This window comes from Bacteroides ilei, assembly GCF_900128495.1.
Taxonomy (GTDB): Bacteria; Bacteroidota; Bacteroidia; order Bacteroidales; family Bacteroidaceae; genus Phocaeicola; species Phocaeicola ilei.
Genome location: NZ_LT635801.1, coordinates 2,735,798 through 2,762,045, shown reverse-complemented (window position 1 = coordinate 2,762,045; position 26,248 = coordinate 2,735,798). Strand labels below are relative to the sequence as shown.

Sequence of the window (26,248 nt, the reverse complement as noted above, 5' to 3'; positions counted from 1 at the left end):
AATTGCGCTATCTTTGCAGCGCAATTCAACAAATGCCCAGATGGCGGAATCGGTAGACGCGCTGGTCTCAAACACCAGTGGAGTAACATCCATCCCGGTTCGACCCCGGGTCTGGGTACAGGGTAAAAGCTAAGTATTGAGTAATCAATTACTTGGCTTTTTTACTTTATATCAGGTTGCTGGCAGAAATTAACGGATTGACGTAAAAATAAGTTTTGCAATCTTCCCTTCCGGATGTTTCTTCTCTGAGTGGAACAACAGTTAATATGCGTTAATCTTATTCCCGGAAAAGCCCTCATTTTCAATAATGGTTTCCTGTAAGTAACTAACTTACAATGAAGTGACTTCTTGTTTCTCTCATAGCATCGGGTTAATTTTGCAGCATATAAATTAACCGAATAATAAGAAAGTAAGATGAAAAAGATTGAGAAAATAGCCGAATCGCAAACTTTTAGCGCCGTGAATGTCGGTAAATTGGGTGAAATCAGTGAATATGTATTGGAAATGGGTCCTGAAATCAAGATTCCGGGAAAGGTGTTTGTCGGTCAGGCGTTGCAGACTACCGGCAGTGAGTTCTCATTTCAGGTATTTCAGCCGGGGACCGAAACCGGATTTCTGCATACACATAAGAACCATGAAGAGTTATATTTTTTCTTGAAAGGAAACGGGGAGTTTCAGGTAGACGGACATGTGTTTCCTGTGGAAGAGGGTAGCGTAGTACGTGTTTCGCCGGCAGGTAAGCGTTCGGTACGTAATAATGGAACAGAACCGCTGATTATGTTATGTGTACAATATAAGAGTAACACATTTACTGCGGAAGATGCCATGGATGGCAATATTCTGGATGAACCTGTAAAATGGTAATATGATAAGAAAAAGTAAAGGCTGCAGATTCGACCTGCAGCCTTTGTCTTATTTCTTGAATATTTCCTGTAGTTTCTGGGTCAGTGCTTCTCCTTCAAGACCTGATGTCAGAATGACACCGTCGGGGTCAAGCAGGTAATTGCGCGGAATCCATTTGATGACATATAGACGGGCAATGTCCGAATCCCATCCTTTCAAGTCGCTTACATGCATCCAGGTAAGATTATCTTTTTCGATGGCGTTGATCCACGGTTCTTTCTTGGTATCCAGTGATACACCCAGGATTTTGAATTTTTCATCTTTAAATGTATTGTATGCCGCTACGACATTCGGATTTTCCTTACGGCAGTCGGGGCACCATGAAGCCCAGAAGTCAATCAATACATAATTTCCTCTTAATGAAGACAACTGTACAGGATTCCCTTCGGTATCGGGCAAAGTGAAATCAGGGGCTACAGCTCCTACCTGCAGATTTTTCAGTTGACTGAGTAAGGTGTCGATCTGATTGATGTATTCGGTGCCGTTCAGTGATGCCGCGAATTTCTGACGGTATTCGTTTACCTGTGTGTAATCCATCTGAGGAGCGCAGTTACGTGCAAACAGGTAAGCGTTGGCGGGTGATGCAGGATCTTTGCTGATGAGGCTGTCGATTGTGTTGAAATCGGCAACCTGTTCATTCCTTGCATACGTGTCGTTGAATGTGGAGCCTGTTATTTCAATGCTTTTTTCTGATTCGTTCAGGGTGGCCTGCACCGTCTCGTTACCTATCAGGAATGTCAGCGGGCGGCGGCTTTTTTCTATCGTAGTCAGTCCGTATACAAGCGGTTCTTTGCTTTGTCCCTTGAATACGAAGTTTCCGTCAGTGATGGTTGTCGAGTCGATTGTGTTGAATTGTCCGTTCTGGTAGCACTTAAGGTAGATTGTTCCAGAAGGTACATCGGTAATTTTTCCTTCAATCTGGTAGCCTTCGGCCTTGGGAGAAGAGCATGACGCAATTGCTGCAGCCAGGCCTCCGGTTAAGAATAAGAGTCGGATATCTGTTTTCATGCTAATTATATGTTGGTTCGGTTACAAAAATAGAAAAAATAATTGAGTTGACATGTAACGGGGTTTATTTTGATGTACAGGTATGCTTGGCTGATGTACAGTGGATTTTTAAGTTTGTAAATTTGCAAATTCAAAAAAATGCGCTACCTTTGCAACGCAATTCAACAAATGCCCAGATGGCGGAATCGGTAGACGCGCTGGTCTCAAACACCAGTGGAGTAACATCCATCCCGGTTCGACCCCGGGTCTGGGTACTTAAAAAGCTGAGTTATTGATTATTCAATGCTCAGCTTTTTTTATTTGCCCGGATTTTTGTTAATAAAACTTGCTCAATAGCTTGTTAATCTGTTAAATCCATTTAAATGTGTATACGGCTAAGGTTACAACTTATTTATCCGTTTTTTAATTTTGTACCCGAAATCAAGAGACAATAATAAGGAAATGAATACCATCAAACCGACATACGTTACTATTCCTTTCAAGAATAAGATTCATGATTTTCATGCGTGGGGAATAGCTTTCCAAATTTGATTTTCCTTATATCTATTTCTATACTGTTTCTTATTATTATTCTGAAATAAACCAATCATTTACTTATTTTTATGAGCAAAAAAATGAGGCTCATAGTGCTTTGTTGCATAGCACTGTGCAGCCATAATTTATGTGCCCAGCCTAAAGTGATGGGCATAGAAGAGATTTTCCGTCTTGCGGATGAAAACAGCAAGAGTATTCAGACTTACCGCACAGGTAAAGAGGCTGCCGATGAGGCTGTAAAGGCTGCCAAAGCACAGAGATTGCCGGATATTAACGTTTCTGTGTCAGCCAGTTATTTGGGTGACGGCAAGCTTTGGGACCGGGATTATAGTAACGGAATGAGAGTGGATATGCCTCATTTCGGTAATAATTATGCTTTTGAGGCCGAACAGGTGATTTATGCCGGCGGGGCTATTACGGGGAGTATCCGTCTGGCCGAACTGGGGCAGATGATGGCCGAACTTGACTGGCAGAAAAACAGGCAGGAAATCCGTTTCCTCCTTGCCGGTTATTATCTGGATCTGTATAAGCTGACAAATCAGGTGCAGGTATTGAGAAAGAACCTGGAACTGACGGATCAGGTCATAGCCAACATGAAGGCACGGCGTGAGGAAGGTACTGTACTGAAAAACGATATAACACGTTATGAACTGCAGAAAGAAACCTTGAAACTGCAGTTGGCCAAGGTTGAGGATGCCTGCAAGATTATGAACCATCATCTGGTCACGACTTTGCACTTGGATAAGAATACACTGATCTATCCGGATACGACATTGCTGGACCAGCAGATCCAGACTTTGGCCGAAAAGGATTGGCAGGAGTTGGCATACCGGAATAACCTGGAACTACAGCAGGCCCAGTTAGGGGTGAAGATGAACCAGCAGCAGCTGAAGCTGGAACGCTCGGCACGTTTGCCGAAGATAGCTCTGATGGCGGCCGACCATCTGGATGGTCCGATCACGATTGAAGTTCCCGTACTCGACAATAATTTCAATTACTGGTATGTCGGGGTAGGACTGAAATACAGCATATCTTCGCTGTTCAAGAACAACCGGAAGGTCAAACAGGCCAGGCTGAATGTCCGGAAGGCTCAGGAACAGCATGAGCTGGCCCAGGAGCAGGTGGAAAATGCCGTACAAGCTGGTTATGTGAACTTTATGACTTCTTTTACAGACCTGCGTACACAGGAGAACAGTGTGAAACTGGCAAATGAAAATTATGCTGTAACCGATAACCGTTACAAGAATGAAATGGCCTTGCTGACCGATATGCTGGACGCCAGCAACATGAAGTTGAGTGCCGATCTGGCGCTGGTCAATGCACGTATCAATGTCATCTATAATTTCTATAAGATGAAGTACCTGACTCATACATTATAATAATCTGAAAAACATTCCGATAAAATCTGAAAAATCATGGCAACAAGAAATGTAAAGAAACTGACTTATAATATTGTTATTATAGCTCTTCTGGTAGTGGGACTCATATATGTATGTTCCCGTTTCATTCATTTGGGTAATGTGGAGTATACAGACAATGCCCAGGTGAAACAGCATATAACTCCGGTAAATACACGTGTGTCCGGTTTTATCAAGAAGATTTATTTTGAAGAGTACAAACCTGTACATAAGGGAGATACACTGATGCTGATTGAAGATACCGAATTCCGCTTACGTCTGGCTCAGGCCGAAGCCGATCTGGCGAATGCTTTGTCCGGACAGCAGGCGACGGAGGCCGGAATCGCTACTACGCAGAATAATCTGACCGTGAACGATGCGACCATTGCCGAAGTGCGGGTACAGTTGGAAAATGCGGAACGTGAACTGAAGCGTTACAGAAAACTGCTTCAGGAAGATGCCGTTACCAAGCAGCAGTACGACAATGTCCTTACCGCTTATGAGGCAACCAAAGCCCGTTTTGAACAGGTTTCCCGGGCTAGACATTCAACTTCGCTGGTGAAAAGTGAACAGACGCACCGTTTGGGACAGAACGAGGCGGGGGTACGTCTGGCTCAGGCTGCCGTTGATCTGGCTCGTCTGAATCTTTCATATACAGTGATTGTAGCCCCGTGCGACGGAGTTACCGGACGTAAGGATATACATGAAGGCCAGTTGGTACAGCCTGGCCAGACGATGCTGAATATTGTAGACGGAAGTGATCTGTGGGTCATTGCCAATTACCGTGAGACTCAGCTTCCGCATATCAAGGAAGGTGCCAAGGTCACTTTCACAGCCGATGCTGTGCCGGGTGTAACCTATACGGGAATCGTCGAATCTATTTCGGATGCCACCGGAGCCTCGTTCTCCATGATTCCGCAAGACAACGCCACCGGTAATTTCGTGAAGACAGAACAGAGGGTACCTGTACGTATCAGCCTGACAGGAAATGATAAGGAAGATCTGAAGCTGCTTCGTGCCGGATTTAATGTAGAATGTAAAGTCAGATATTGATTATGGGAGGACCAGGTGGATTAGGCATGCCTTTTTCCATGCCTATGTTTCGAAGTTTTGTACCGGAAAAGATTCGTCCTTGGATTTATGTGCTTTTTGCCTTCACCTTCCAGTTTTCCGGCGGTTTGTATCTGGGTACAGTCAACCAGATGGTGGGCGAGACTTCCCTGATGCGTGAAGATCTGTTGATGTGTCTGTATTCGAATCTGGCCGGAATGGCTATTTATTTTCCTTTGCTGTTCCGCATGAAGTTCCGGTTTACAAACAAGACGTTAATGATTGCGGCCGCATCGGGGGTGATGGTGTGTAACCTGTTGGCACCTCACATCACTTTCCTGCCGTTGTTATGGGCAGTTTGTTTTGTGGAAGGGATATGCAAGATTCAGGGTACGTTTGAGGCAATGTCAAACATCCAGCTTTGGATGACTCCCAAGCGTGATTTTACGGTCTTTTTCCCTTTGCTTCACATTGTGATTCTGGGTAGTATGCAGCTGTCCGACCTGCTGGCTACTTACCTGATGTATTATTATCATTGGAGCTATATGCATTGGTGTATAGCCGGTGTAATGATGGTAGAACTGATAATCCTGTTTACCTGTACCCGGCATTTCCGGATGATGAAGAAATTCCCTCTGTTCGGGATTGACTGGCTGGGGGCGGTTCTGTGGGCTGCCTTATTGCTGGAGCTGGCGTATTTTTTCGATTACGCTGATTTCTATGACTGGTGGAACAGTCCGGTCATGTGCCAGTTGGCTGTGGCCATTGTAGCTACACTGGTTATCTGTCTCGGGCGTATGTTTTCTATCCGTCATCCCTATATAGAGCCCAAGATGTGGACATACCGTCATTTGTTCCCCATACTTATCCTCATAACTTTGGTAGAGGGTTTTCTGGCAACGGAACATGTGTTGGAAGAGATCTATTATGAAGAAGTCATGCATTACGAAGCCTTGGTCAGTGTACAGCTTGACTGGTTTATCGGCATCGGGGTGGTTTGTGGCTGTTTGTTTGCCTATTGGTGGATGCATGTCAAACGTTTCAACTACTTGCGCCTGCTGATTGTCGGTATTATAGCACTGATATGTTATCTGTTAGGATATTATTTTGTGATATCGGCTGATATCCATATTTCCGAACTTTATCTTCCTGCGGTTTGTCGTGGATTCTCTTATGCCGTATTGAGCGCTACCTTCATGGTCTGTCTGGAGGAGATTATGACTTTCCAGCATTTTTTCCAGGGGCTCAGTGTGTTCAATATGCTTCATATGGTGATGGGAGGTGTGATGGGAGCCGCACTTTATACACAAGGATTTTCCTATTATGTAACCGATAACATAGCCCGGTATGGTGCTGCCGTAGACAGTGTGGCTTTGAGCCGGGATCCGTCGTTCTTTGAGCACTCTATGGAGAGCTTTATGTCGGGAGTGATGGAAATCAGCATCAAACAGTTGTATGGATGGGCTGCATATGCGTGTATTTTGTTGCTTCTGCTGTTCCTGTTGTATGATATGCCTATACGGAGGGAATTGAAGCTGATGCCGACCTGGAGAGGGTTGCGTAAGGAAGTTGCCGAGTCTTTGTCGGACAAGCAAGGCAAGTGAGACAGATAGTATAGATCGTTTTTCAGGCTTGATACCGTACCAGGTATTAAGCCTGATTTTGTATATGCTCCATAGGAGAGTCGGACCCTGGGGAATTTAATTGCCTTATCTCTTTGGAAATCTGTGGATTTTTGTTTATATTTACTTATCGTTACTTGGATCAAGTAGCTGTTCGGTACGTGTAAGATGAAAATCTATGAAAGCACACAGTCAAAAAAGGTTTACGGCAAGAAGAACCGTTTATGAGGTTCTGATTGTCATTACGCTGACACATTTGTTGAATGATATGATACAGTCTGTCATTCCGGCCAGCTATCCTTTGATCAAGGAGAAATTCGGCTTTTCTTTTGTCCAGATAGGAATCATAACGCTGGTCTTTCAGTTGGCTACCTCTTTGTTCCAGCCTTTTGTAGGGTCGTATACCGACCGTCATCCCCGTCCTTATTCATTGGTGTTCGGAATGTGTCTTACGTTTGCCGGATTGTTGCTGCTTTCTTTTGCCGGCCGGTTTTCGTTCATTCTGCTGGCAGTTGCGATTATCGGTTTGGGGTCTTCCGTTTTTCATCCTTGTGCATCGCGGGTAGCCCGGATGGCATCTTGGCGTCGTAAGGGGTTTGCCCAGTCTGTTTTTCAGGTAGGGGGTGAGGGGGGTAATGCTGTAGGTCCGCTTGTAGCTGCCATGGTTGTTGTGCCTTATGGCTTGAGGGCTATCGGGTGGTTTGCCGGTGTGGCTGTCGTGGCAGCATTGCTGCTTGTCTGGATCGGCCGATGGTTAAGCAGGCAGTTGGCTGACGGGGTAAGATGGAAACATCTGAGGGTGGAAGGAGAATCTTCCGGATTGTCGAAGAAAAAGATAGGTTTCGCATTGATCCTTTTGGTAGCTCTGATGTTTGCGAAGAATTTCTATGTGAACAGCATGGCCAATTATTTTACTTTTTTCCTGATAGATAAATTCGGGCTGACAATACAAGATTCTCAGATCTGTCTGTTCATTTATCTTTTTGCATTTGCGGTAGGTATTATTGCCGGAGGGGCCATAGGCGACAGATTCGGGCGTAAGTATGTGATATTAGGTTCTATATTTGGGGCATCTCCATTTACGGTTTTTTTGCCTTATGTAGACAGTCTGTATTGGACAATGACCCTTGCTGTTGTGACGGCGTTGATTATATCGTCGGCATTCTCTTCCATTCTGGTATATGCAACCGATCTGATACCTGAAAAGTTCGGGACTATGGCCGGTGTATTTTATGGACTTTCGTTTGCTTTGGGAGGAATAGGTTCCGTATTTTTTGGGTGGCTGGCAGATGAAACAAGCATCAGGTATGTTTTTGAGATTACTACATTGTTGCCGCTGTTTGGCATTTTGGCGGTGTTTCTGCCTAATCTGGTAAGGAATAGATGACGTTTTTTTATACAGCTGATGTCAATTTGGCGTATTTCCCAGGAAATTAAGTTTTTTCGATATATACTATTTGTTTTTGGCATTGAATTTGCGGATAGATTAAAGGATTGATTATTAATTAAAAAACGATTATATTATGATTTCAGAAAAATTACAAGCAGCAATCAATGAACAGATTACAGCCGAATTATGGTCTTCTAACCTGTATTTGTCCATGTCTTTTTATTTGAAGAAAGAAGGTTTTGATGGATTTGCACACTGGATGAGACTACAGTCACAGGAAGAATTGCAGCATGCTTATGATTTGGCCGATTATCTGGCAAAACGTGGAGGTGTAGCATTGGTTGATAAGATTGATGTTGTTCCACAAGGATGGGGCAGCGTTCAGGAAGTGTTTGAACATGTATATGATCATGAATGTCATGTATCCGAGCTGATCGATAATTTGGTGAATGTGGCTTCTGAAGTCAAGGATAAAGCATCTCAGGATTTCTTGTGGGGATATGTCCGTGAACAGGTTGAAGAAGAAGCAACTGCTCAGAGTATCGTTGAGAAATTGAAGAAATGCGGTGATCATGCCGGTATACTTTATCTTGACGATAAGTTAGGTGCACGTAAATGATGGAATTTATACATTGATTTTTTCATAAAAAGTATTGTTACCCGGTATAGGGTGACAATACTTTTTTGTTTTTTGCTATCTTTGTTCCGGTTACTAAGTTGGAACATATGACAAGTTTGTTGTTACGCGGATGGAACTGGTGCTGTCGTTTCCGTCATCGATGTGGGTATGGAGTACATTCCCCATCTGATTTTTTCCTGATTACATTTGTCATTTATGAACAGATGCCATATTACGCGTATACAGTTTTGCATAAAGAGCGGAAAACGAGAGTGGCTTTTCCTCATTATCGGGAGAAAACAGACAAATTACTGTTCCGCCTGGTGAATTATTTGCGGCCTGAATCCATTTGGGAGTTTGGAACAGGTAGCGGACTGGAGGCCAGTTATATGGCAGCGGCAAGGAATGTTCCTCTATTGACCTGGTCTGACGGTCAAAAGGAATCTGCAGTTAATTCTTTTTTGTCGGATAAGCCAAATATTTTCTATGGTGCGGCATGGGAAGATGATGTCGATAAACTGCTGGCCGGAAAGGAGCGTCTTGGGTTGGTTCATATAGCCCATACTTCTTCTTACCGAAAAGTTTTTGAACGGTTGTTGCCGTACGCTGGCAAGAATACCTGCTTTGTTGTGGGAAGTCCTTATGAAAACAAGGAGAAAAAAGAATGGTGGAGGCAGGTGGTTGCAGATCCACGTACGGGAGTTACATTCGACTTGTATGATATAGGTCTGGTATTCTTTGATAAAAAGCGTATAAAAGAACATCGAGTGGTAAATTTCCTTTAACTATAATGCTATGAAGAAAAGTATGATTTATACCCGTACAGGAGACAATGGGACAACTTCGTTGGTTGGCGGTATACGTGTGTCGAAGACTCATGCCCGTCTGGAGGCATATGGAACGGTCGACGAACTTAATTCTTTTTTAGGTATGCTCATTTCTTTGATGGAAGACGGTGATGATCGGAGTCTTCTGCAATATGTGCAACATAAGTTGTTTTCGGTTGGTTCTTATCTGGCTACAGACCAGACACAGACTGATTTGAAGATGGAAAGCCGGATATCGGATGAAACGGTAGAACGTTTGGAGAAGGCGATTGACCTGCTGGACGGATCATTGCCTCCTTTGCAGGCTTTTGTACTTCCCGGCGGTTCCCGCGAGGCTTCTGTGTGCCATATATGTCGTACGGTATGTCGGCGTACGGAAAGAAGGATTCTCGATCTGGAAGAACGGGAAGGATGTCAAGTTGATGAGAAAGTGAAACAATTTGTAAACAGATTGTCAGATTATTTGTTCGTTTTATCGAGAAAGTTAAATGATTTAACACATTACAATGAAATTTATTGGGATAAGAGTTGCAAGTGAAAGAATTTATTATACATTTGTGGCTCAAAATAGAATAAAATAACTTTTAATAAAATAAATACTATGTATTGGACATTGGAATTGGCCTCAAAACTGGAAGATGCGCCATGGCCAGCTACTAAAGATGAGTTGATTGACTATGCGATGCGTTCGGGCGCTCCGCTGGAAGTAATAGAAAATTTGCAGGAAATGGAAGATGAAGGCGATATTTACGAAAGTATCGAAGATATCTGGCCCGATTATCCGAGCAAAGAAGATTTCTTCTTCAACGAGGAGGAATATTGATAGCCTTCAGATAGGTTAAACAATTGAATACCAGCGCGATGAACAATGAAAATTTGTTTGTCGCGTTGGTGTTTTATGGTGCTTGATGGTGTGGTTTGTTTGTCTAAATTGCGGTTTTTCTTCTCGAAAACAGGGTTTGTTTGTCTAAAATACATTACCTTTGTTTCTCCTCAGGAATATTGAATTGGGAGGAAAAGCATATGGGAAGACCGAAAAGACTATATCCATTGGGCAAATTCCGCCTTCGTACACCGAAAGTGGTTGACAAGGAAAAAGCCTATCCTGTCGAGTTGGAATACACTTGGAACAGGCAGATAATTCGCAAGACTACGAATGTCTTCGTCAAAGTTGCGGACTGGAACCAGAACGGCAATCAGGGACGAGGTGAAATTCGTGCAAGTCATGGCGGTGAAGCCAAACGACTTAACCAGTTATTGCTAGCTCGTGTTGAACGTATAGATTCGCAACTTGCCGAATATAACGAAAAACATCCTAATCAGATAACCGCTGATGTCGTATCCGGCTTTCTTGCTGACAAACCTCTTGCGCGCCGTGACCAAGGAAAGGACTTCGTGGAGTTTACATTGGAACGTCTTTCTTCTGACTATGCAAGAAACAGAATCGGAAGGAGCCGGTATGAAAACGGAAAGAGCTGCATGAATATATTCCAGACATTCCTGAGGGCTACCCGACAGGGAACCTATCGTTCTGACAGCATTTATGTAGGCGATATGACTCCGGAGTTGTTAGACAGTTATATATCGTGGCGCAGGGAAATCAAGCAGAACAGTGATGCCACTATCAACCACTCTTTGACTCCGATATTAAAAGCATGTGCATACGCCTGTGAAATGGGCATGATGGAACCTGCCGTCAATGCAAGGATTCAAGATATGCGCATTGTAACTAAGGTATCGCTTTCTGAAGAAGAGGCAGAGTTTGACGGCAAAAGTCTAAGTAAGGAACAGATGGCGGCATTGCTTGAATATTACAAGACTTGTACTGAACCGCGCAGAAAAGAATTTCTAGAAATGTTCTTCTTTGCGTTCCACGCCTGCGGTCTCCGTGTAGTGGATGTGATGACCCTGCAATGGAAACATATCGACTTCGCAAGGAAAGAGTTGCGGAAGATTATGATAAAGACAAACAAACGTCACGTCATACCTCTTACTGAACCTGCATTACATATATTACAGCAATGGCGGGAAAAACGTGAGGGATGCCGATATGTGTTCAACCTTGTAAAAGAGACTTTGGATCTGGATGATGCGGAGGCACTGTACAAAGCCCGCAACAATGCCACGAAATGCATCAATCAGTCGCTGGCCGTTGTCGGTGAACAAATCGGCCTTCCGTTCAGTCTCTCGATGCACGCAGCCAGGCACTCATTTGCGGTTTTTGCGCTTAACAAGGGACTATCCATGTCGGTAGTCAGCCGTCTGCTCGGACATAGCAGCACGGATATTACAGAGAAGGTTTATGCCCGTTTCCTGCCGGAAACGCTATCGGCAGAGGTGGCAAAACTAAGCGGAGAATTAATCAACTTGACTATATAATCACTGCGAAAAGATAAAGAATTATGATGTCATTGCCATTTCGAGTTGCATGTATCCTGATAGCAGGATTCCTTATTGTACTGGTTGTAACCTATATATACAAGTTAAACAGCCGTAAGGTATTCTGGGGAGTAGGACTCACTACCATTATTGGTATCCTCATCCTTCTTGGCTTAGGGGTGCTTCGTCCATCTTGGGGAACAGAAACCGGCACGGCTGTCATTGTGGGAATCAGTACCGCTATCGGATGTGCAATAACGCTGATATATGCAGCAGAGGACTTGCATCAAAAGAAGCGAATAAAGAGAAAGAAAATCGTAGAAACTGAATCTGTGCAAGAAGATATGGTTCCAGATCACCATAAAGTGACTTTACCGTCTCGGCTTGATACTGAATTGGCAAGAAAGATCTTTGCCAAAGCCATTGAAGAAGAATATATCATTATCAACGATGACCATTATGAGTGGACTTTGAACAAAGTCCTTCTTGCATATATGTGCGGACGTATCTATTGCGAAGATTATCCTGAAAAAACAATATATGATGAGAAGATGTACTGGATGCCTGGCAGAGTGGAATTATTTCCGGGTACTGAATTAGATAAGTTATTTAACATGAAAGATTTGACTCAATCAAGGCATACCCGAAAAAACAAAGCTGCGCCCACAGGATTTGAGAAAATTGACAAGTTATTTGAGTAGCCAATGTGCTACTCTTTTTTTGTTTGACAAGCAGCAGGTTATAAGCTCATCACCTTCGTGTTATATACAACTCTAACACGATCTCTAACATAGTATCTAATTCATTCTAACACCAAGATTCCTAAGGAGTTTGAACCTTTGCATCGTGCTTTTGGTACGATGTGCACAGTCGTATCATAGCACGTAAACCCGGCTTACAGTCCGAGTGTGCATAAGGAAGGTTAAGCCATAATACGATAAACTATGGCTCAAAAATTAAATGGAGAAAAGAAACTATGCGACCGGGAACTGCTTGAAAAGATTCTCAGCATAGTAGAGAAACAGGAGAAACTGCCGCCTCTGGCTCATGAAAGTGGGCATCGTCTTTATGATAACAAGTCTTTGATGGAGATGTTGAACATTAAAGATAAGTATCTTAAAAAGTTGCGAGACAACGGTTATCTCGGCTACTCGCGTGAAGGTGATAAATACTGGTACACGCAGGAAGACGTAGACCGCTTTCTGCGTCGTTTCCATTATGAAGCTTTCGCTATTAGTGATGAACTTCCAAAACAGCAAGGAGGTGGCTATGTTTGACACCATTCATTTGACCAACATGCTTCGTTCGGAAGTGGAAGGCGTTCCGGAAACAGGTCTTCCGTTGGATGCCTTCCCGGACAAGATACAGGAGATTATCCTCAATCTTGCCAGATACGAAAATTTCAATGTGGAATATACTGCGTCTATTATTCTTTCTGCTGTTGCTACTGCAATAGGCAACTCTTGTCATATCCGTATAAAGGGCGAGTGGAAAACTTGCCCATCCCTTTATATGATGCTGGTCGGACGTCCCGGGCTCGGAAAGACTCCTCCCCTCGGTTTTATCTATAAGCCGATTAATGAGTATGATGACCGGCTGCATGAGAAATATAACGAGGAATATGATGAATATGAAAGAGCCATGTCAGCAGGCAAGCACGGAAGTGACGGGGAAGAACAACTGCTCAAGAAACCGAATTTTGTAACGACGGTCATTTATGATTCTACCCCGGAGGCGATGATGAATATTCATCAGCATAATCAGCGTGGGATAACATTGGTCGTCGATGAAATCCTGGCTTTGTTCAATTCCGTCAAAAGGTACAACAGCAAGAACAACCTCATTGAAGATCTGCTGACAGCTTATAGCGGACAGCCGTTAAAGATTATCCGCAAATCAGAATCACGTCCTGTTCTAATCAAGAATCCATGTATAAATGTCATCGGTTCAGTACAGACAAATATGCTGCAGGAAGTCTTCCGTGCAGAGTTCCTTGCCAACGGATTGCTTGACCGTTTTTTGTTTGTCTACCCCAAAAACAGGAAGATATCCGGATGGAGACGGGAAGAACGGAATACAGCCCGTCCTGACATCATGAATCAATGGAGGACAATAATCAACAGAATCCTAAGTATCCCCTGTATCCTTGATGACAAGGGTACAACGGTCAATCCCCGTATCCTTACAATGTCTGACGATGCTGAAGAATACTTTTATGAATGGTACAATGGAATTATCGATGCTGTAAATGCCATTGAGGATGATGCGGATGTTGAAAGCCGCAAGATGAAACTCAACGGCCATGTAGCACGTCTTGCCCTGTTGTTTCAGGTAATGAAATGGGCTACTGATAGTGGAGATATGCAATATATTGAGCGGGACTCCGTAGAATCGGCAATCCGTATGATTGATTATTATGAGGAAACATACAGGAGGCTCCAGGAAGCCATTGTCATAAACAGTATCGGCGAAACTAAGGAAGCGTGGCTTTCTCTGTTGGAAGATCGGTTCACTTCCGGGGATGCTGTTATTGCCGGTAGAAAAGTTGATATGTCCCGACGTACCGTCTATTATGCGCTTGACCAATTATGCCGGCTTAAACACCCTCTTATAGAAAAGCTTCAGCATGGAGTCTATCGCAAACTTATGACAGAAAATACTGATGCACCTTGCACCATTGCACTTTCATCTTGCCAGGATACCGTGCAATCTTCTCAAAGTGCAAAAGTGCAGAGTGCAACCACACTAAAATCAGAGGACCATGAGTGAATACAGATTCCATTTGCAGAAATACCGCCCTGGAAGCAAGACTACTTGTCCGAACTGTGGTAAAAACCGGTGTTTTGTCAGGTATATTGATGAACAAGGCAGCATTAGCTTTCCCGCTAATGTCGGCAAGTGTGATCATGAAAACAGTTGTGGCTACCACTATACACCTAAGGAATACTTCAAGGATAATCCTGATGTGTTGGAAATGGATGAGGGAAGCGGCAAGTCACTTCTTTCTGCCCCTTATAAGACGGCAGAGAAAACTCCGTCTTGTATTGTTCCTTCGTATATTCCTTCATCTTATGTGTTAAGGAGTCTGTCACATTATTCAATCAACCCCTTATATCAGTATTTCTGTCATGTATTTGGCGAAAATGAGGCAAGCAGATTGTTTGAAATGTATCGCATAGGGACATCTTCAAAATGGGGAGGCGCAACGGTTTTCTGGCAGACAGATATAAATGGACAGGTAAGAACCGGCAAGGTAATGTGCTATAATGCCGAGACAGGGCATCGGGTTAAAGAGCCTCAGGCTTTTGTCAGCTGGGCGCATTCCGAGTTGAAGTTGCAGGATTTCCATTTGAAGCAATGTCTGTTTGGAGAACATCTTCTTATTAACTCATCGTCTCCGGTAATGCTGGTGGAAAGTGAAAAGACCGCTGTTGTAATGAGCCATTTTATCCCCGATTATATATGGCTGGCAACAGGTGGAAAGAATGGTTGTTTCAACAGTGAAGCTATGCAGGTTCTCAAAGGCAGGGAAGTTACTCTCATCCCTGATTTAGGAGCAACCGAACAATGGAAAGAAAAGTCTGCTTTGTTGTCTGGAATATGTAAACGGGTTGTTGTGTCCAATGTTTTGGAATGTACATCCGATGAAAAGCAACGCAGCCAAGGATTGGACATTGCAGACTTCTTTCTGTATTCACCATCAAAGAGACAGATACTCCATCAGATGATACAACGTAATCCAGCATTGCAGTTGCTCATTGATGAACTGGATCTGGAACTTATTGAATAGTAAAGGAACTTGTTCCGAGAATTTATAGAAAGTCCTTAACACAATAAGGACTTTTTGCCTGGCGGCAATAAAATCCGGTCATTGTTCCGCAGAGCGGACTGGCACAAGAGCAAGCTCAGATATTAATCATTTATCAAAAGAATACCATATATGAATACAGATATTAAACAGGCCATGCATGTTGAAGCCGGGAAGTCATTCGGCACAGCAGAGGCGAATGAAAACGAAAGGCATTGGAATGACGACAAGATTGACAGAAAGAATCAGGATCCGACCAATCACTATGACAAGACCCGAATGAAACTGAATTTCGAGATTGGGCCCGATGGGAAAGTTCATCCGTTAGGCTATCAAGAGAAATCGCTTGAAGTCCGTTTACAGGAACGACTGGCCGAGTTGGGTTGGAAGCCTTTCAAGCCGGACAGTAAGATTCAACCGAATTGTTGTGCGAAATTTATCTTCGGCGGCAATCATGACCGTACACTTGAGATGGCATTTGGAACCCAAACCGTAAATCTGGATAAGGGTGCAGATAACAGCCATCTCCAACGATGTCCGGAAATTGAACAATGGGCAAAAGATGTCTATGACTGGTGCGCCAGGCGATACGGACAGGAAAATATAATCGGCTTCCAGGTTCACCTCGATGAGAGCAGTCCGCATATCCATGCTTTGATCGTTCCTGTCGGACAACGTTCCAAAAGTGGACGCGAATGTGTCATGTGGTCGGCTAAGTTTGGCAAGACCCGCTACGAATACGGACAGATTCTTCGTGAAATGCACACCTCACTCTATGATGAGGTCGGTAGCAAGTATGGGTTGGAACGTGGTGATAGTATTGAAGGCCGGAACGTTAGCCATCTTAGTAAACGCGATTATATCCGAAAACTGTCCAAAGATGCGAAACAAGCAGAGAAAGCAGTCAAGGGACTTCAGACAATGATACGGAAACTTGAACGGGAAATGCTTGCCGGAAGGAACCGGCTTAAAGAAATCGATGAAGCTCTCGCGTCCGGCAAGATAACTCTTGACAGGTATGAAGCGCAGAAGGCGGACATACAGAAACTCATTACCGAGTATCAGGAAAAACTTGAAGACAAATCCAATAAACTCCATGCAAAGGAAGATGAATTGGAACAATTGACAAAGGATGTAGCGAAAGCCCGTTCTGTTATACAGCCATTTCGTAACCACAAGGTTGATTTCACGCCACCGCAAATAACAGAGAAAGTGCCGCTGTTTGGTACAGACAAATGGATTGAACGACAGAATAGACTTATCGCCAAGCAGTTCACCGAGATTGTCCGCAAGGTAGAATCTCTATACAGAAATGATGCAGCCCGGCAGGTCGAAGCCGCCCAATACAATGCTTTGGCGGATTACGGAGAACTGTATCAGTTGAGACGAGAGAATAAAATTCTTTCAGACACAAACGAAAATATGGAGTCAGAGCTGAATACATTGCTCGGCCAGTTGGTTATACCTTCAGTTCGCAATATGATTTTTACAGTAGCTGATGCGCTCATCAGTGGGCAACCGATATCAGTTTCTTCCGGAGGCGGTGGTAATTCCGACTCAGACCTTCGTTGGGATGGTCGCAGACCGGATGAGGAGGAAGAGGTGTATCGGAGAAGGTGCTTACTTCATGCCTTACGATTAGTAATAATGCCGAGAAAAGGATACAAAAGGTGATAAAGAGCAACTAATAAAGGATATTTTTTGTCGTTTTAGGCTTTGACTCGAGTATTGGATAAATCAAAATAATTAGCGTTACGCGCTAATTATTACACCAAATAATCATATAATTATTTCAAATATTCTATTTTAAATTATATATTTGCAATCTCAAAAACCAACAATGCAATGACAGATAGCCCCAAAACAGACATCAATAGGATTAAAGTCGTATTGGTAGAACAAAAAAGGACGGCAAAATGGCTTGCCGAGCAACTGCATAAAGACCAAACAACCGTTTCTAAATGGTGTACAAACTCCGTTCAACCAGGGTTAGAAACCCTTTTGCAGATAGCAAGGATTCTCGATGTTGATGTAAGGACGCTAATTAACCAATCAAAAAAAGACTAAGATGGATATAACAGATATAAATACCTTACTTCAGGTCGGAGAACGCATTTCATTCGAATGTAAGAAATGCGAGAATCAAATTCCTAAATCAGTCTGGGAGACTTATTCATCCTTCGCAAACACTGTAGGAGGAATCATCGTGCTTGGCATAACCGAGCATATGGAAGAACCAGACTCGGCAAAAAGATTTGAAATAACAGGTGTTAATAATCCAAAGAAACTGAAAAAGGAGTTCTTCGATACCTTGAATAGCAACAAAGTAAACCGAAATATCCTTATCGAAGAAGATGTTGATATAGTTGAATATGAAGGACGTTCTCTATTGGTTATCAATATTCCGCAAGTAGATTACCGACAAAGGCCAATCTATATCAATGGTAATATGATGAACGGCTCTTTCAAACGGAACTATGAGGGAGACTATCATTGTACCGAAGATGATGTAAAGGCAATGATTCGGGATGCCAACGACAGCGGCAATGATTCTATTCTTATGGAGAATTACACGATGGATGACATCGATGCTAATACTCTTGCAGCATACCGCAACAGATTCCGCACAGCTAACATGGATCATGTTTGGAACGACTATTCAGACAAAGACTTCTTGCTGAATATGGGAGGCTATATAATTGACAGGAATACACATCGGGAGGGATTGACCCTTGCCGGTTTGCTGATGTTCGGTAAAGGCTTGTCCATTAGAGAGCGGTTTGACAATATTCGTATGGACTACCTGGACATGACGAACCTGCAGCCAGATAGCCGCTGGAGTGACCGACTGACATACGATGGACGATGGGAAAACAATCTGTACAACTTCTTTATGACCGTGCAGTCCAAATTAATCAAAGACTTGAAGCGCCCGTTCAGACTGGAAGGTATGGAGCGAATAGATGACACTGCCATTCATAAAGCAGTGCGAGAAGCATTGACCAATCTTGTGATACATTCTGACTATATGATAACCGGAGTGTTGAAAGTTGAGAAGCACGATGATTGTTTTGTCTTTTCCAATCCTGGCTCCCTGAAAATTCCTGTAATGGATATTTATGCCGGAGGACACTCCAAAGCCCGCAACCCGAATATGCAGGCAATGTTCAGGATGATAGGTTTTGGTGACAACATAGGTTCTGGATTTCCGACAATATTAAATGCTTGGAAAAAGGAAAATTGGCGTCAGCCTTGTCTTATTGAAAATCAGGATTTGCATTTGGTGGAATTAACACTCACTATGGCATCATTGATACCAGACGAATGCCACATAGCACTTCACGATATTTATGGTAGCGACTACGAGAAACTTAACAAGGAGGAGCAATTAGTTTTGGCCACAGCCTTTACCGAAGGAAGCACATCAAATTTCCGTATGCAGCAATTACTCGGCAAAAATCCATTGGAAGTCGGAAAAACGTTGTATGCCTTGGTTGGAAAAGGTATGCTCGTACCCGTCAACAAAGGTCGTTGGACTTCTTACTCCTTGAATTCTGAATATATGGAAAACGAAAAGTCAAGGAGTAAAAGTCAAGGAGTAAAAAGTCAAGGAGTAAAAAGTCAAGGAGTAAAGTCAAGAGACGAGAAAAGGCAGGAAACAATACAGGAACTGATGAACTATTGTAAAGAGCCTCGCACTCTACAGGAAATATCAGAACATCTGGGATATTCCGACAAATACAGGATGAAGCGCTTTTACATTGATCCATTACTTGGTGATGTATTGACAATGACTTCTACAGAAAGTAAAACAGACCCTAAACAGAAATATGTTGTCAAGAAGAAATAAATACATAGCTCAACCTTTCAAAATAGTAGGATTTATAAACTGCCTACCGGATATAAAAGTAGAGTAGATTTCATATGAAAAATGATATTATAAGATTTATCAAATCAAAAGAGTATAAATACCTTAAGGAAGTGGGACAAGGAGGTACCGGACGAACTATACTCATCAAAGACGAAACAATAAATGAACGATTTGTCTGTAAAAAATATTCGCCATATTTTTCAGAATGTAAGACAAAATATTATGAGCATTTCGTCAATGAAATCAAGATTTTATACAAGATAAATCATCCGAACATTGTCCGCGTCTTTTCATATCATCTGTATCCGGAACATACAACCGGATATATCCTGATGGAATATATTGAAGGGTGCAACATAGACGAGTATATAAAAGCTAATCCAAAAGCTATCAACGATATTTTTGTTCAGACCATAAGTGGCTTCAAATATCTTGAGGATAATGGTATTATGCACCGTGATATCAGGCCTGGAAATATATTGGTCTCAACGGACGGCATCCCTAAAATAATTGATTTTGGTTTTGGGAAAACTACTCAGGAAGCAATTGATTGCACCAAGAGTGTCAGTCTTAACTGGGCATACTCAACACCGGAAGAATTCGTTAATAATATTTACGATCACAAGACTGAAGTGTATTTCGTCGGAAAGCTCTTTGAACGACTTATAGGTGATAATAACATATCGCAACTATTTAAGTATTCAGTAGTGTTGGAAAGTATGATACCTCCTAATCCAGACAATCGTATTTCATCTTTCCAAGAAGTGGTTAGGAATGTCACTTCAGAGAATTCGCTATTAGTCAAGTTTTCTAAAGATGAAAAAAACATATACTCTAATATGGCTGATTCATTTACAGGCGTTTGTACTAAAATGTATGAAGACACCAAATATGTTGAAGACTTGGAAATAATAACAGCTAAGCTCAGTGACCTGTTACAAAAATCTATACTTGAAACATACCTGCAAAGCAATAAAGATTTGATTTCATGTTTTGTCTCTGGAAATTTTAGGTATATAACAAAAGCCGTGGTTCAGGTGAATCAGGTTGAACGCTTTTATGAGTGGTGGAATCAACTATCAAAAGACCGCAAAATAATTGTACTGAATAATCTTTGGACAAGGTTTGATAATATCGAACGGAAGATGGATGATGATCTTCCATTCTAAATTATATAGTTCTGCTTGAACCTTTGTGATAAAGTTTTATAATTGACAATCAGATAATTAGAGAATAATAGTAATATGGGACAAAAACTGCATAATCGAGTAGAGATCTGGAAGAAGCAACTGCTTGATTTCGGTAAAAGAAACAGACTTATAAATTTTCTTGAAGGGAAGCGTAATAATGTTACAATTACGTCTCCTTCATTTGACAAGTTATGGGATCAGCTTGTCATAAATGAAAAAGAGTTAGAGTTTCCATATGCTAAAAAAGTACAAATCTCTGACGATGGCGAAGAAATATGCGACACAATCATTAAAGGCGACATCGAAACCAATAAACCTATCGGTGAACTGCAGAAGACCTTAAAATCATTACGATATAAAGCTAACACATCTATTGAGGAGCAAGGCATTAATACTTTGTACCTCACTTTTGGTATGCTTAAATGGAAGGAACAGCCTGAATCGTCCCAAATATTTTCATCTCCTATTATTCTAGTTCCTGTACGACTTTTAATAGAATCTATTACTTCTCCTTACAGACTTACACTGCACGATGATGAAATCGTGATTAATCCTACTTTAGCACACAAACTGGATAATGACTTCGGCATTAGTGTTCCGGAATTTGATTCTGCACACGACTCTCCTGAAGAGTACATGGAAAGATTGTTTTCTAAAATAGAGAATCAAGATTGGAGTGTAGAGAGAAGTGTTCATTTGGCGAATTTGTCATTCCTCAAAATCAATATGTATAAAGACTTGGAGAGAAATGAGGAAAAGCTGAATGACAATGGCGTAATTTCAGCCATCGTCGGAGAACAAAGCACAATACAACAGATACCTGATGAACTTAATAATTTTGACCACGATAAACAGGTAAGGCCTATAGATACATTTCAAGTAGTAGATGCTGATTCAAGCCAACAAGACGCTATTTTGCTCTCCAAAAAAGGAGTGAGCTTTGTTTTACAAGGCCCTCCAGGAACAGGAAAGAGCCAGACTATTACGAATATTATTGCGGAAGCCATTGCTGATGGAAAGAAAGTTCTATTTGTTTCAGAGAAAATGGCAGCTTTGCAAGTGGTTTATAACCGCTTGGCGAGTGTAGGTCTTGCCGATTTCTGCTTAACACTTCACAGCCATAAAGCCAATAAGAAAGAAATCCTGAACGAACTTGCCAATTCTATAAATGTAGACCGTACTCGTGTTCGAGAAGAAGCCTTGGCGCAACTTGAACTTTTAGAAAGGAAGCGAAATGTGCTCAATGAATACCAAGAGGAATTACATACGCCTGCTTCCGGCCTAAATGTTTCCATCTACACAATACAAGGAAGATTGGCAAAACTGGGAAATGCCCCTGATGTTATTTTCCCGATAGACAATGTTGATGACACAACAAACGATGTTCTGAATGAAAGAATATATGTGCTTGGTGAATTATCCAAAACAATCAGCAAAAGAAGTGAGGATTATTTAAATAATGTTTGGCGTAATTCGACTGTAAGATATTTGTCAAATGAATTACGTCACGATATTGATTCAAAGACCAATCAAGCGACATCTCTTTTGAACAAGTTGGGCGAACAGCATTCGTCTGCTTGCTCTAAATTAGGAATTCAGGTTAATCCGTCTTTGAATGGAAACGCCACTCTGGTTGAAATACTGAATTTTGCAGCCAAGTCCCCAGTAATTCCAGAGGAATGGGTATTTGATCACAATGCTGATTCATTAATAAAGAAGGCGTGTGAATATAAAGAATCCGTTGAGGAAATTCAGCGTATTTCAAAAAAAACTGAAGGAAATATATAACACAGAGAGACTGTCTTTTGATGCGACAAAATGCAAAGATAATTTAACCTCTTTTATGTCGCAACTTCAAAACAGAATCAATAGCGAAGATGGCAACCAGTTAACATCAAACATAGATGGAATACATTCTGATCTATTACAGGCGACAACTAAGCTTAACGATCTGTTTACATCTGCGGAGAAACTTGGTCCAAAATTAGGAATACCGGTGCCAAAGACTATCAATCAAATAATTTCATTTGTAAAGTCAGTGTCCGCAATAGGAGAGATTGTAAATATCAGGCCTACGAGAAAATGGTTTGACACAAATGACCTCAATCGTATAAAGTCAGACTTGGAAGCTCATAAAACTTGCCACAACTCTCTCATCAATGCTCGACAGAGCATATTATCTCGTTTTGACAATGAAATATTATCTTTGGATTTCTATCCTATTTTACAAAGATTTAGAGGTGATTATAGTTCATTTTTGCGAGTGTTCAAGAAAGGTTACCACAATGACCTTAAACATCTGACTTCTTATTTGTCTCAAGGTGGGAAGTTGTCCTATGAAGATGCTTTATCTACCTTGAATTCTCTCAAGCTTATTTCAGATAATCAAACCATAATTGATGCTGACAAACATCAATATGAGGAAGTTTATGGTGAATATTATCAAGGCGTTAACACTCAGTGGGATATCGTTTTATCGGCTATAGACACATTTAGAAAAGTCCTAGATCAACTGCATTCAGTTACGCCAGAATTCGTCAGAATTACATCCTGCGGACAGTTGCCATCCTCTGAGATTTCGCAATTCAATATGCAAAGTTCGTCAAGTTATATTGATGAGCAATTAAGGATATTGAAAGCGATTCTCAAGGTTAAAATCGACGAAACTTCCATATGGGATAAGATTAATACATACTCACTTGAGACTATATCTTTGGCTGAAAAATTCATTGAAGAGTACAATGCCTTAATGAATATTCGCAATACGCCGTGCGATTATGAATCAGCCATTTCTGATTTGGATTTATCAATCTCATTGAAAGGTCTGAATAATCAACTGGCAAGACAAAAAGACAAAATCAGAGGATTTTACAAAGATTTTTATAACGGACTTGAGACGAATTGGGATGAATTGATAGAGGCTCTTAAATACGCTGCTGGATTAAAAGAACTTGCGACACAGTATAGTTTACCTGATTCGTTTGTTAAAGCTGTATGCAATGATAAAAATATTATATCCTATTGTGGCGATACGAGCGGAAAAATATCCGCACTTATAGATTCAGCAAGTGAATATATAGACTGGTTTGCATCTCTTTTTAACAATGAAGAAGATTTTTATCAGACAAATATCCTAGATCTTTCCAGAAGGATGTCTCTTTGCCGCGATAAAAAGTATTTGTTGGAAGAGTGGGTCGATTACTGTTCTAACAGAGAAAAGTGCGATAAACTTGGTCTTGGTACATTTATTAAACAAGTTGAGGGATTGGAAATAGATTCCAACTACATTACGGATGCATATCTTAAAAGATTTTATCGTCTTTGGCTTGATGCAATTCTTCCAAAGTTTCCTGCCGTGCAAGATTTCAGGGGAAGAATACAAGCACAAACTATTAGCGAATTCTGTGAGTTAGATAAAGGGCAGTTCAAAATTGCACGAGCACGAGTTCGAGAACGTGCATTAAGTAGAATTCCGGACTTCAATTCAATTAATGTTGCAAGGGATGAGATTGCAATATTGAAAAGGGAACTTAACAAGCAAAGGAGACTTATGCCATTACGCAAGCTCTTTATGACAATTCCAAATCTCATCACGGCTTTGCGTCCTTGCTTTATGATGTCTCCTCTATCTGTAAGTGTATTTTTGGAAGCTCAAAGTTACAACTTTGATTTGGTCATCTTTGATGAGGCATCGCAGGTTCATACTGAGGATGCTATTGGAGCCATAATGCGAGGCAAACAGACCATTATTGTCGGAGATACAAAGCAGCTTCCACCTACAAGTTTCTTCTCGGCATCACTTAATGATGAAGACTATGATATTGATTCCGATGAGACTGTAGAAAGCGAGGATGCCGGAGCTTTTGAATCAGTCCTTGATGAAGCTGTAGCTGTTTTGCCTGAGCGAAGCTTGAGATGGCATTATAGAAGCCGTGATGAACATCTTATTGCGTTCTCGAATGTCAAGGTTTACAATAGCCAGCTTATTACTTTCCCTTCATCGATAGAAAGTGCGCCTGACACCGGCGTGGAATATATTTATGTTAAGGACGGAGTATATGACCGAGGAGGAAAAAAGAATAATATCATTGAAGCTAAAAAAGTTGCTGATTTGGTTTTTGAACATTTCCGCAAGTATCCGAATCGTTCATTAGGCGTAGTGACATTTAGCGAAGCTCAACAGAATGCCGTGGATGCTGCTATCCGCCAAAGACGACTGCAGGATTCAAGATTTGACAAATTCTTTATAGAGGACAAAGAAGAACCATTCTTTATAAAAAATCTGGAAAACGTCCAGGGTGATGAACGTGATACAATCATCTTTAGTATAGGATATGCTAAAGACAGCAGAGATATTATGTATATGAACTTCGGACCATTAAGCCGTGAAGGCGGATACCGTCGTCTGAATGTCGCAATCACCCGAGCCAAGTACAACGTAAAGCTGGTTGGTTCAATCACTGCGAATGATATAGATCTTGACAAAACATCTTCAGAGGGTGTGAGGATGCTACGTTCGTATATTGAATTTGCGCAACAAGGCATTATCGCTCTGGAAAAAGAACTTACATATAATTATAATTTAGATTTTGATTCTCCATTCGAAGAGGCAGTATACGATTTTCTCCAATCTAAAGGTTATAATGTGGTAACTCAGGTAGGATGTTCGGGCTTCCGTATAGATATGGCCGTCAAAGACCCAATCAATACAGGTAAATTTGTCATTGGAATTGAATGTGATGGCGCAACCTATCATAGTTCAAGGACTGCGCGAGAAAGGGATAGACTGCGTCAGACCATACTTGAAGATATGGGATGGACAATATATCGCATATGGTCAACCGACTGGATAAAAGACCAGACAACAGAAGAAGAAAAGCTCGTTAATGCTATTGAAAAAGCATTGGGGGCTAATACTATAAGTAGCCATCTTGTCGAGAGTTGTCAAATAGGGCAATCTGTCATACCTCCAGTTGATATTGAAGAAATCATTGAGTCAGCGGAAAGTCAGGAGCCCGGGTATGGATTTGACATGTATAAACGTGCAAATCCTTTTGGAGAAGAGGGTGCCACTGAAATATATGATACAATTTTTAATGTCATTTCGATAGAACAGCCAATACATTTTGAAGAGTTATGCCGCCGCGTCGCTCCATTATTTGGTAGACAAAAGGTTACCTCTGTTGTGCGCAATGATGTTAGTTTTATATTTAAGAATTACTTGAAAGGTAAAATTTCTGTTGATAAAAAAGAATTTGTGCGGATAGCCGGTTTTGACAATATAAGAGTAAGGATTCCAAATCCTGAGGATGATTATATCCGTCCAATCGCATATATCTGCGACGAAGAATTGGCCTTGGCGATGAAGGTGATAGTAACTAATAGTTATGGTATCACTCCTGATGATTTGTTTATTGTTACAGCGCGAGAATTTGGCTTCAAACGTACAGGAGAGAATATCATAACCTCTCTTCAGAGTGTTTATAAAGCGATGCTAAAAAGTGACGAAATCACAGAAGTCGACGGCAAAGTTCAAATTGCAGGTTAATACGGAACTATAATTTTTATAATTATGTTTCCATAAAGTATAGTTTTGTTTGTCCAACTATTCTTTCCATCGCCCCAGCCCGTCTCAGATAGTGCAGTTTGT

21 protein-coding genes and 2 tRNA genes are annotated in these 26,248 nt (G+C 41.6%); 22 read left to right on the top strand and 1 reads right to left on the bottom strand.

Features of this window, described 5'->3' with window-relative positions:
* Window positions 1-34: 34 nt before the first annotated feature.
* Both BQ7489_RS11780 and BQ7489_RS11775 read left to right on the top strand, forming a co-directional pair.
* A tRNA-Leu gene (locus tag BQ7489_RS11780) sits at window positions 35-118 on the top strand.
* Window positions 119-414: 296 nt separating this feature from the next.
* Window positions 415-864 (top strand): cupin domain-containing protein, encoded by a 450-nt coding sequence (locus tag BQ7489_RS11775; RefSeq protein WP_072531161.1) that lies wholly within the window; start codon window positions 415-417, stop codon window positions 862-864.
* Between the two features lie 48 nt (window positions 865-912).
* On the opposite strand, the gene BQ7489_RS11770 is transcribed toward BQ7489_RS11775, so the two are convergent.
* Window positions 913-1,911, bottom strand: a complete 999-nt coding sequence (locus BQ7489_RS11770; RefSeq protein ID WP_072531160.1) for a TlpA disulfide reductase family protein — start codon at window positions 1,909-1,911, stop codon at window positions 913-915.
* Window positions 1,912-2,081: 170 nt separating this feature from the next.
* Here BQ7489_RS11770 and BQ7489_RS11765 point away from each other — a divergent pair.
* The 20 genes from BQ7489_RS11765 to BQ7489_RS11670 all read left to right on the top strand — a co-directional run bounded on the left by BQ7489_RS11765 (window position 2,082) and on the right by BQ7489_RS11670 (window position 26,146).
* A tRNA-Leu gene (locus BQ7489_RS11765) sits at window positions 2,082-2,165 on the top strand.
* 348 nt (window positions 2,166-2,513) lie between these two features.
* Complete coding sequence (locus BQ7489_RS11760) at window positions 2,514-3,824, top strand: TolC family protein (RefSeq protein ID WP_072531159.1); 1,311 nt, start codon at window positions 2,514-2,516, stop codon at window positions 3,822-3,824.
* A gap of 36 nt (window positions 3,825-3,860) precedes the next feature.
* Entirely contained in the window at window positions 3,861-4,895 is a 1,035-nt protein-coding gene (locus BQ7489_RS11755; RefSeq protein WP_072531158.1) for an HlyD family secretion protein, read from the top strand.
* 2 nt (window positions 4,896-4,897) lie between these two features.
* On the top strand, window positions 4,898-6,496 hold the full coding sequence (locus BQ7489_RS11750) for a hypothetical protein (RefSeq protein ID WP_072531157.1): 1,599 nt from the start codon (window positions 4,898-4,900) through the stop codon (window positions 6,494-6,496).
* A 196-nt stretch (window positions 6,497-6,692) separates the two neighbouring features.
* A complete protein-coding gene (locus tag BQ7489_RS11745; protein ID WP_072531156.1) occupies window positions 6,693-7,901 on the top strand; it encodes an MFS transporter in 1,209 nt (402 codons plus the stop codon).
* A 136-nt stretch (window positions 7,902-8,037) separates the two neighbouring features.
* Complete coding sequence (locus BQ7489_RS11740) at window positions 8,038-8,523, top strand: ferritin (RefSeq protein ID WP_072531155.1); 486 nt, start codon at window positions 8,038-8,040, stop codon at window positions 8,521-8,523.
* A 107-nt stretch (window positions 8,524-8,630) separates the two neighbouring features.
* Entirely contained in the window at window positions 8,631-9,308 is a 678-nt protein-coding gene (locus BQ7489_RS11735) for an O-methyltransferase (RefSeq protein WP_072532166.1), read from the top strand.
* 10 nt (window positions 9,309-9,318) lie between these two features.
* Window positions 9,319-9,888: a cob(I)yrinic acid a,c-diamide adenosyltransferase gene (locus BQ7489_RS11730; protein WP_072531154.1), complete on the top strand. Its 570-nt coding sequence runs from the start codon at window positions 9,319-9,321 to the stop codon at window positions 9,886-9,888.
* 63 nt (window positions 9,889-9,951) lie between these two features.
* On the top strand, window positions 9,952-10,173 hold the full coding sequence (locus BQ7489_RS11725) for a DUF2795 domain-containing protein (RefSeq protein WP_072531153.1): 222 nt from the start codon (window positions 9,952-9,954) through the stop codon (window positions 10,171-10,173).
* A gap of 200 nt (window positions 10,174-10,373) precedes the next feature.
* Complete coding sequence (locus BQ7489_RS11720; protein ID WP_072531152.1) at window positions 10,374-11,729, top strand: site-specific integrase; 1,356 nt, start codon at window positions 10,374-10,376, stop codon at window positions 11,727-11,729.
* 23 nt (window positions 11,730-11,752) lie between these two features.
* Window positions 11,753-12,430 (top strand): hypothetical protein, encoded by a 678-nt coding sequence (locus tag BQ7489_RS11715; protein WP_072531151.1) that lies wholly within the window; start codon window positions 11,753-11,755, stop codon window positions 12,428-12,430.
* 243 nt (window positions 12,431-12,673) lie between these two features.
* On the top strand, window positions 12,674-13,006 hold the full coding sequence (locus tag BQ7489_RS11710; RefSeq protein WP_072531150.1) for a helix-turn-helix domain-containing protein: 333 nt from the start codon (window positions 12,674-12,676) through the stop codon (window positions 13,004-13,006).
* Window positions 12,999-14,498, top strand: a complete 1,500-nt coding sequence (locus BQ7489_RS11705; RefSeq protein WP_072531149.1) for a DUF3987 domain-containing protein — start codon at window positions 12,999-13,001, stop codon at window positions 14,496-14,498. The genes BQ7489_RS11710 and BQ7489_RS11705 overlap by 8 nt, the downstream gene beginning before the upstream one ends.
* The gene (locus BQ7489_RS11700; RefSeq protein WP_072531148.1) at window positions 14,491-15,519 is read left to right on the top strand and encodes a DUF6371 domain-containing protein; all 1,029 of its coding nucleotides are present in this window, start codon (window positions 14,491-14,493) and stop codon (window positions 15,517-15,519) included. Before BQ7489_RS11705 ends, BQ7489_RS11700 begins: the two co-directional genes overlap by 8 nt.
* Window positions 15,520-15,669: 150 nt before the next feature.
* The gene (gene mobV, locus BQ7489_RS11695; RefSeq protein WP_072531147.1) at window positions 15,670-17,211 is read left to right on the top strand and encodes a MobV family relaxase; all 1,542 of its coding nucleotides are present in this window, start codon (window positions 15,670-15,672) and stop codon (window positions 17,209-17,211) included.
* A 171-nt stretch (window positions 17,212-17,382) separates the two neighbouring features.
* Window positions 17,383-17,604, top strand: coding sequence for a helix-turn-helix transcriptional regulator (locus tag BQ7489_RS11690; protein ID WP_072531146.1), 222 nt, complete (start codon window positions 17,383-17,385; stop codon window positions 17,602-17,604).
* A gap of 1 nt (window position 17,605) precedes the next feature.
* Window positions 17,606-19,387: an RNA-binding domain-containing protein gene (locus tag BQ7489_RS11685; RefSeq protein ID WP_072531145.1), complete on the top strand. Its 1,782-nt coding sequence runs from the start codon at window positions 17,606-17,608 to the stop codon at window positions 19,385-19,387.
* Between the two features lie 74 nt (window positions 19,388-19,461).
* A complete protein-coding gene (locus BQ7489_RS11680; protein ID WP_072531144.1) occupies window positions 19,462-20,577 on the top strand; it encodes a protein kinase family protein in 1,116 nt (371 codons plus the stop codon).
* Window positions 20,578-20,652: 75 nt separating this feature from the next.
* Entirely contained in the window at window positions 20,653-22,386 is a 1,734-nt protein-coding gene (locus BQ7489_RS11675; RefSeq protein WP_072531143.1) for a DUF4011 domain-containing protein, read from the top strand.
* Window positions 22,322-26,146, top strand: a complete 3,825-nt coding sequence (locus BQ7489_RS11670; protein ID WP_162617806.1) for an AAA domain-containing protein — start codon at window positions 22,322-22,324, stop codon at window positions 26,144-26,146. Before BQ7489_RS11675 ends, BQ7489_RS11670 begins: the two co-directional genes overlap by 65 nt.
* Window positions 26,147-26,248 lie beyond the last annotated feature (102 nt).

Coding starts and splice junctions, on each gene's coding strand:
- BQ7489_RS11775 (WP_072531161.1), top strand. CDS start 415: ATGAAAAAGATTGAGAAAATAGCCGAATCGCAAACTTTTAGCGCCGTG.
- BQ7489_RS11770 (WP_072531160.1), bottom strand. CDS start 1,911: ATGAAAACAGATATCCGACTCTTATTCTTAACCGGAGGCCTGGCTGCA.
- BQ7489_RS11760 (WP_072531159.1), top strand. CDS start 2,514: ATGAGCAAAAAAATGAGGCTCATAGTGCTTTGTTGCATAGCACTGTGC.
- BQ7489_RS11755 (WP_072531158.1), top strand. CDS start 3,861: ATGGCAACAAGAAATGTAAAGAAACTGACTTATAATATTGTTATTATA.
- BQ7489_RS11750 (WP_072531157.1), top strand. CDS start 4,898: ATGGGAGGACCAGGTGGATTAGGCATGCCTTTTTCCATGCCTATGTTT.
- BQ7489_RS11745 (WP_072531156.1), top strand. CDS start 6,693: ATGAAAGCACACAGTCAAAAAAGGTTTACGGCAAGAAGAACCGTTTAT.
- BQ7489_RS11740 (WP_072531155.1), top strand. CDS start 8,038: ATGATTTCAGAAAAATTACAAGCAGCAATCAATGAACAGATTACAGCC.
- BQ7489_RS11735 (WP_072532166.1), top strand. CDS start 8,631: ATGACAAGTTTGTTGTTACGCGGATGGAACTGGTGCTGTCGTTTCCGT.
- BQ7489_RS11730 (WP_072531154.1), top strand. CDS start 9,319: ATGAAGAAAAGTATGATTTATACCCGTACAGGAGACAATGGGACAACT.
- BQ7489_RS11725 (WP_072531153.1), top strand. CDS start 9,952: ATGTATTGGACATTGGAATTGGCCTCAAAACTGGAAGATGCGCCATGG.
- BQ7489_RS11720 (WP_072531152.1), top strand. CDS start 10,374: ATGGGAAGACCGAAAAGACTATATCCATTGGGCAAATTCCGCCTTCGT.
- BQ7489_RS11715 (WP_072531151.1), top strand. CDS start 11,753: ATGATGTCATTGCCATTTCGAGTTGCATGTATCCTGATAGCAGGATTC.
- BQ7489_RS11710 (WP_072531150.1), top strand. CDS start 12,674: ATGGCTCAAAAATTAAATGGAGAAAAGAAACTATGCGACCGGGAACTG.
- BQ7489_RS11705 (WP_072531149.1), top strand. CDS start 12,999: ATGTTTGACACCATTCATTTGACCAACATGCTTCGTTCGGAAGTGGAA.
- BQ7489_RS11700 (WP_072531148.1), top strand. CDS start 14,491: ATGAGTGAATACAGATTCCATTTGCAGAAATACCGCCCTGGAAGCAAG.
- mobV (WP_072531147.1), top strand. CDS start 15,670: ATGAATACAGATATTAAACAGGCCATGCATGTTGAAGCCGGGAAGTCA.
- BQ7489_RS11690 (WP_072531146.1), top strand. CDS start 17,383: ATGACAGATAGCCCCAAAACAGACATCAATAGGATTAAAGTCGTATTG.
- BQ7489_RS11685 (WP_072531145.1), top strand. CDS start 17,606: ATGGATATAACAGATATAAATACCTTACTTCAGGTCGGAGAACGCATT.
- BQ7489_RS11680 (WP_072531144.1), top strand. CDS start 19,462: ATGAAAAATGATATTATAAGATTTATCAAATCAAAAGAGTATAAATAC.
- BQ7489_RS11675 (WP_072531143.1), top strand. CDS start 20,653: ATGGGACAAAAACTGCATAATCGAGTAGAGATCTGGAAGAAGCAACTG.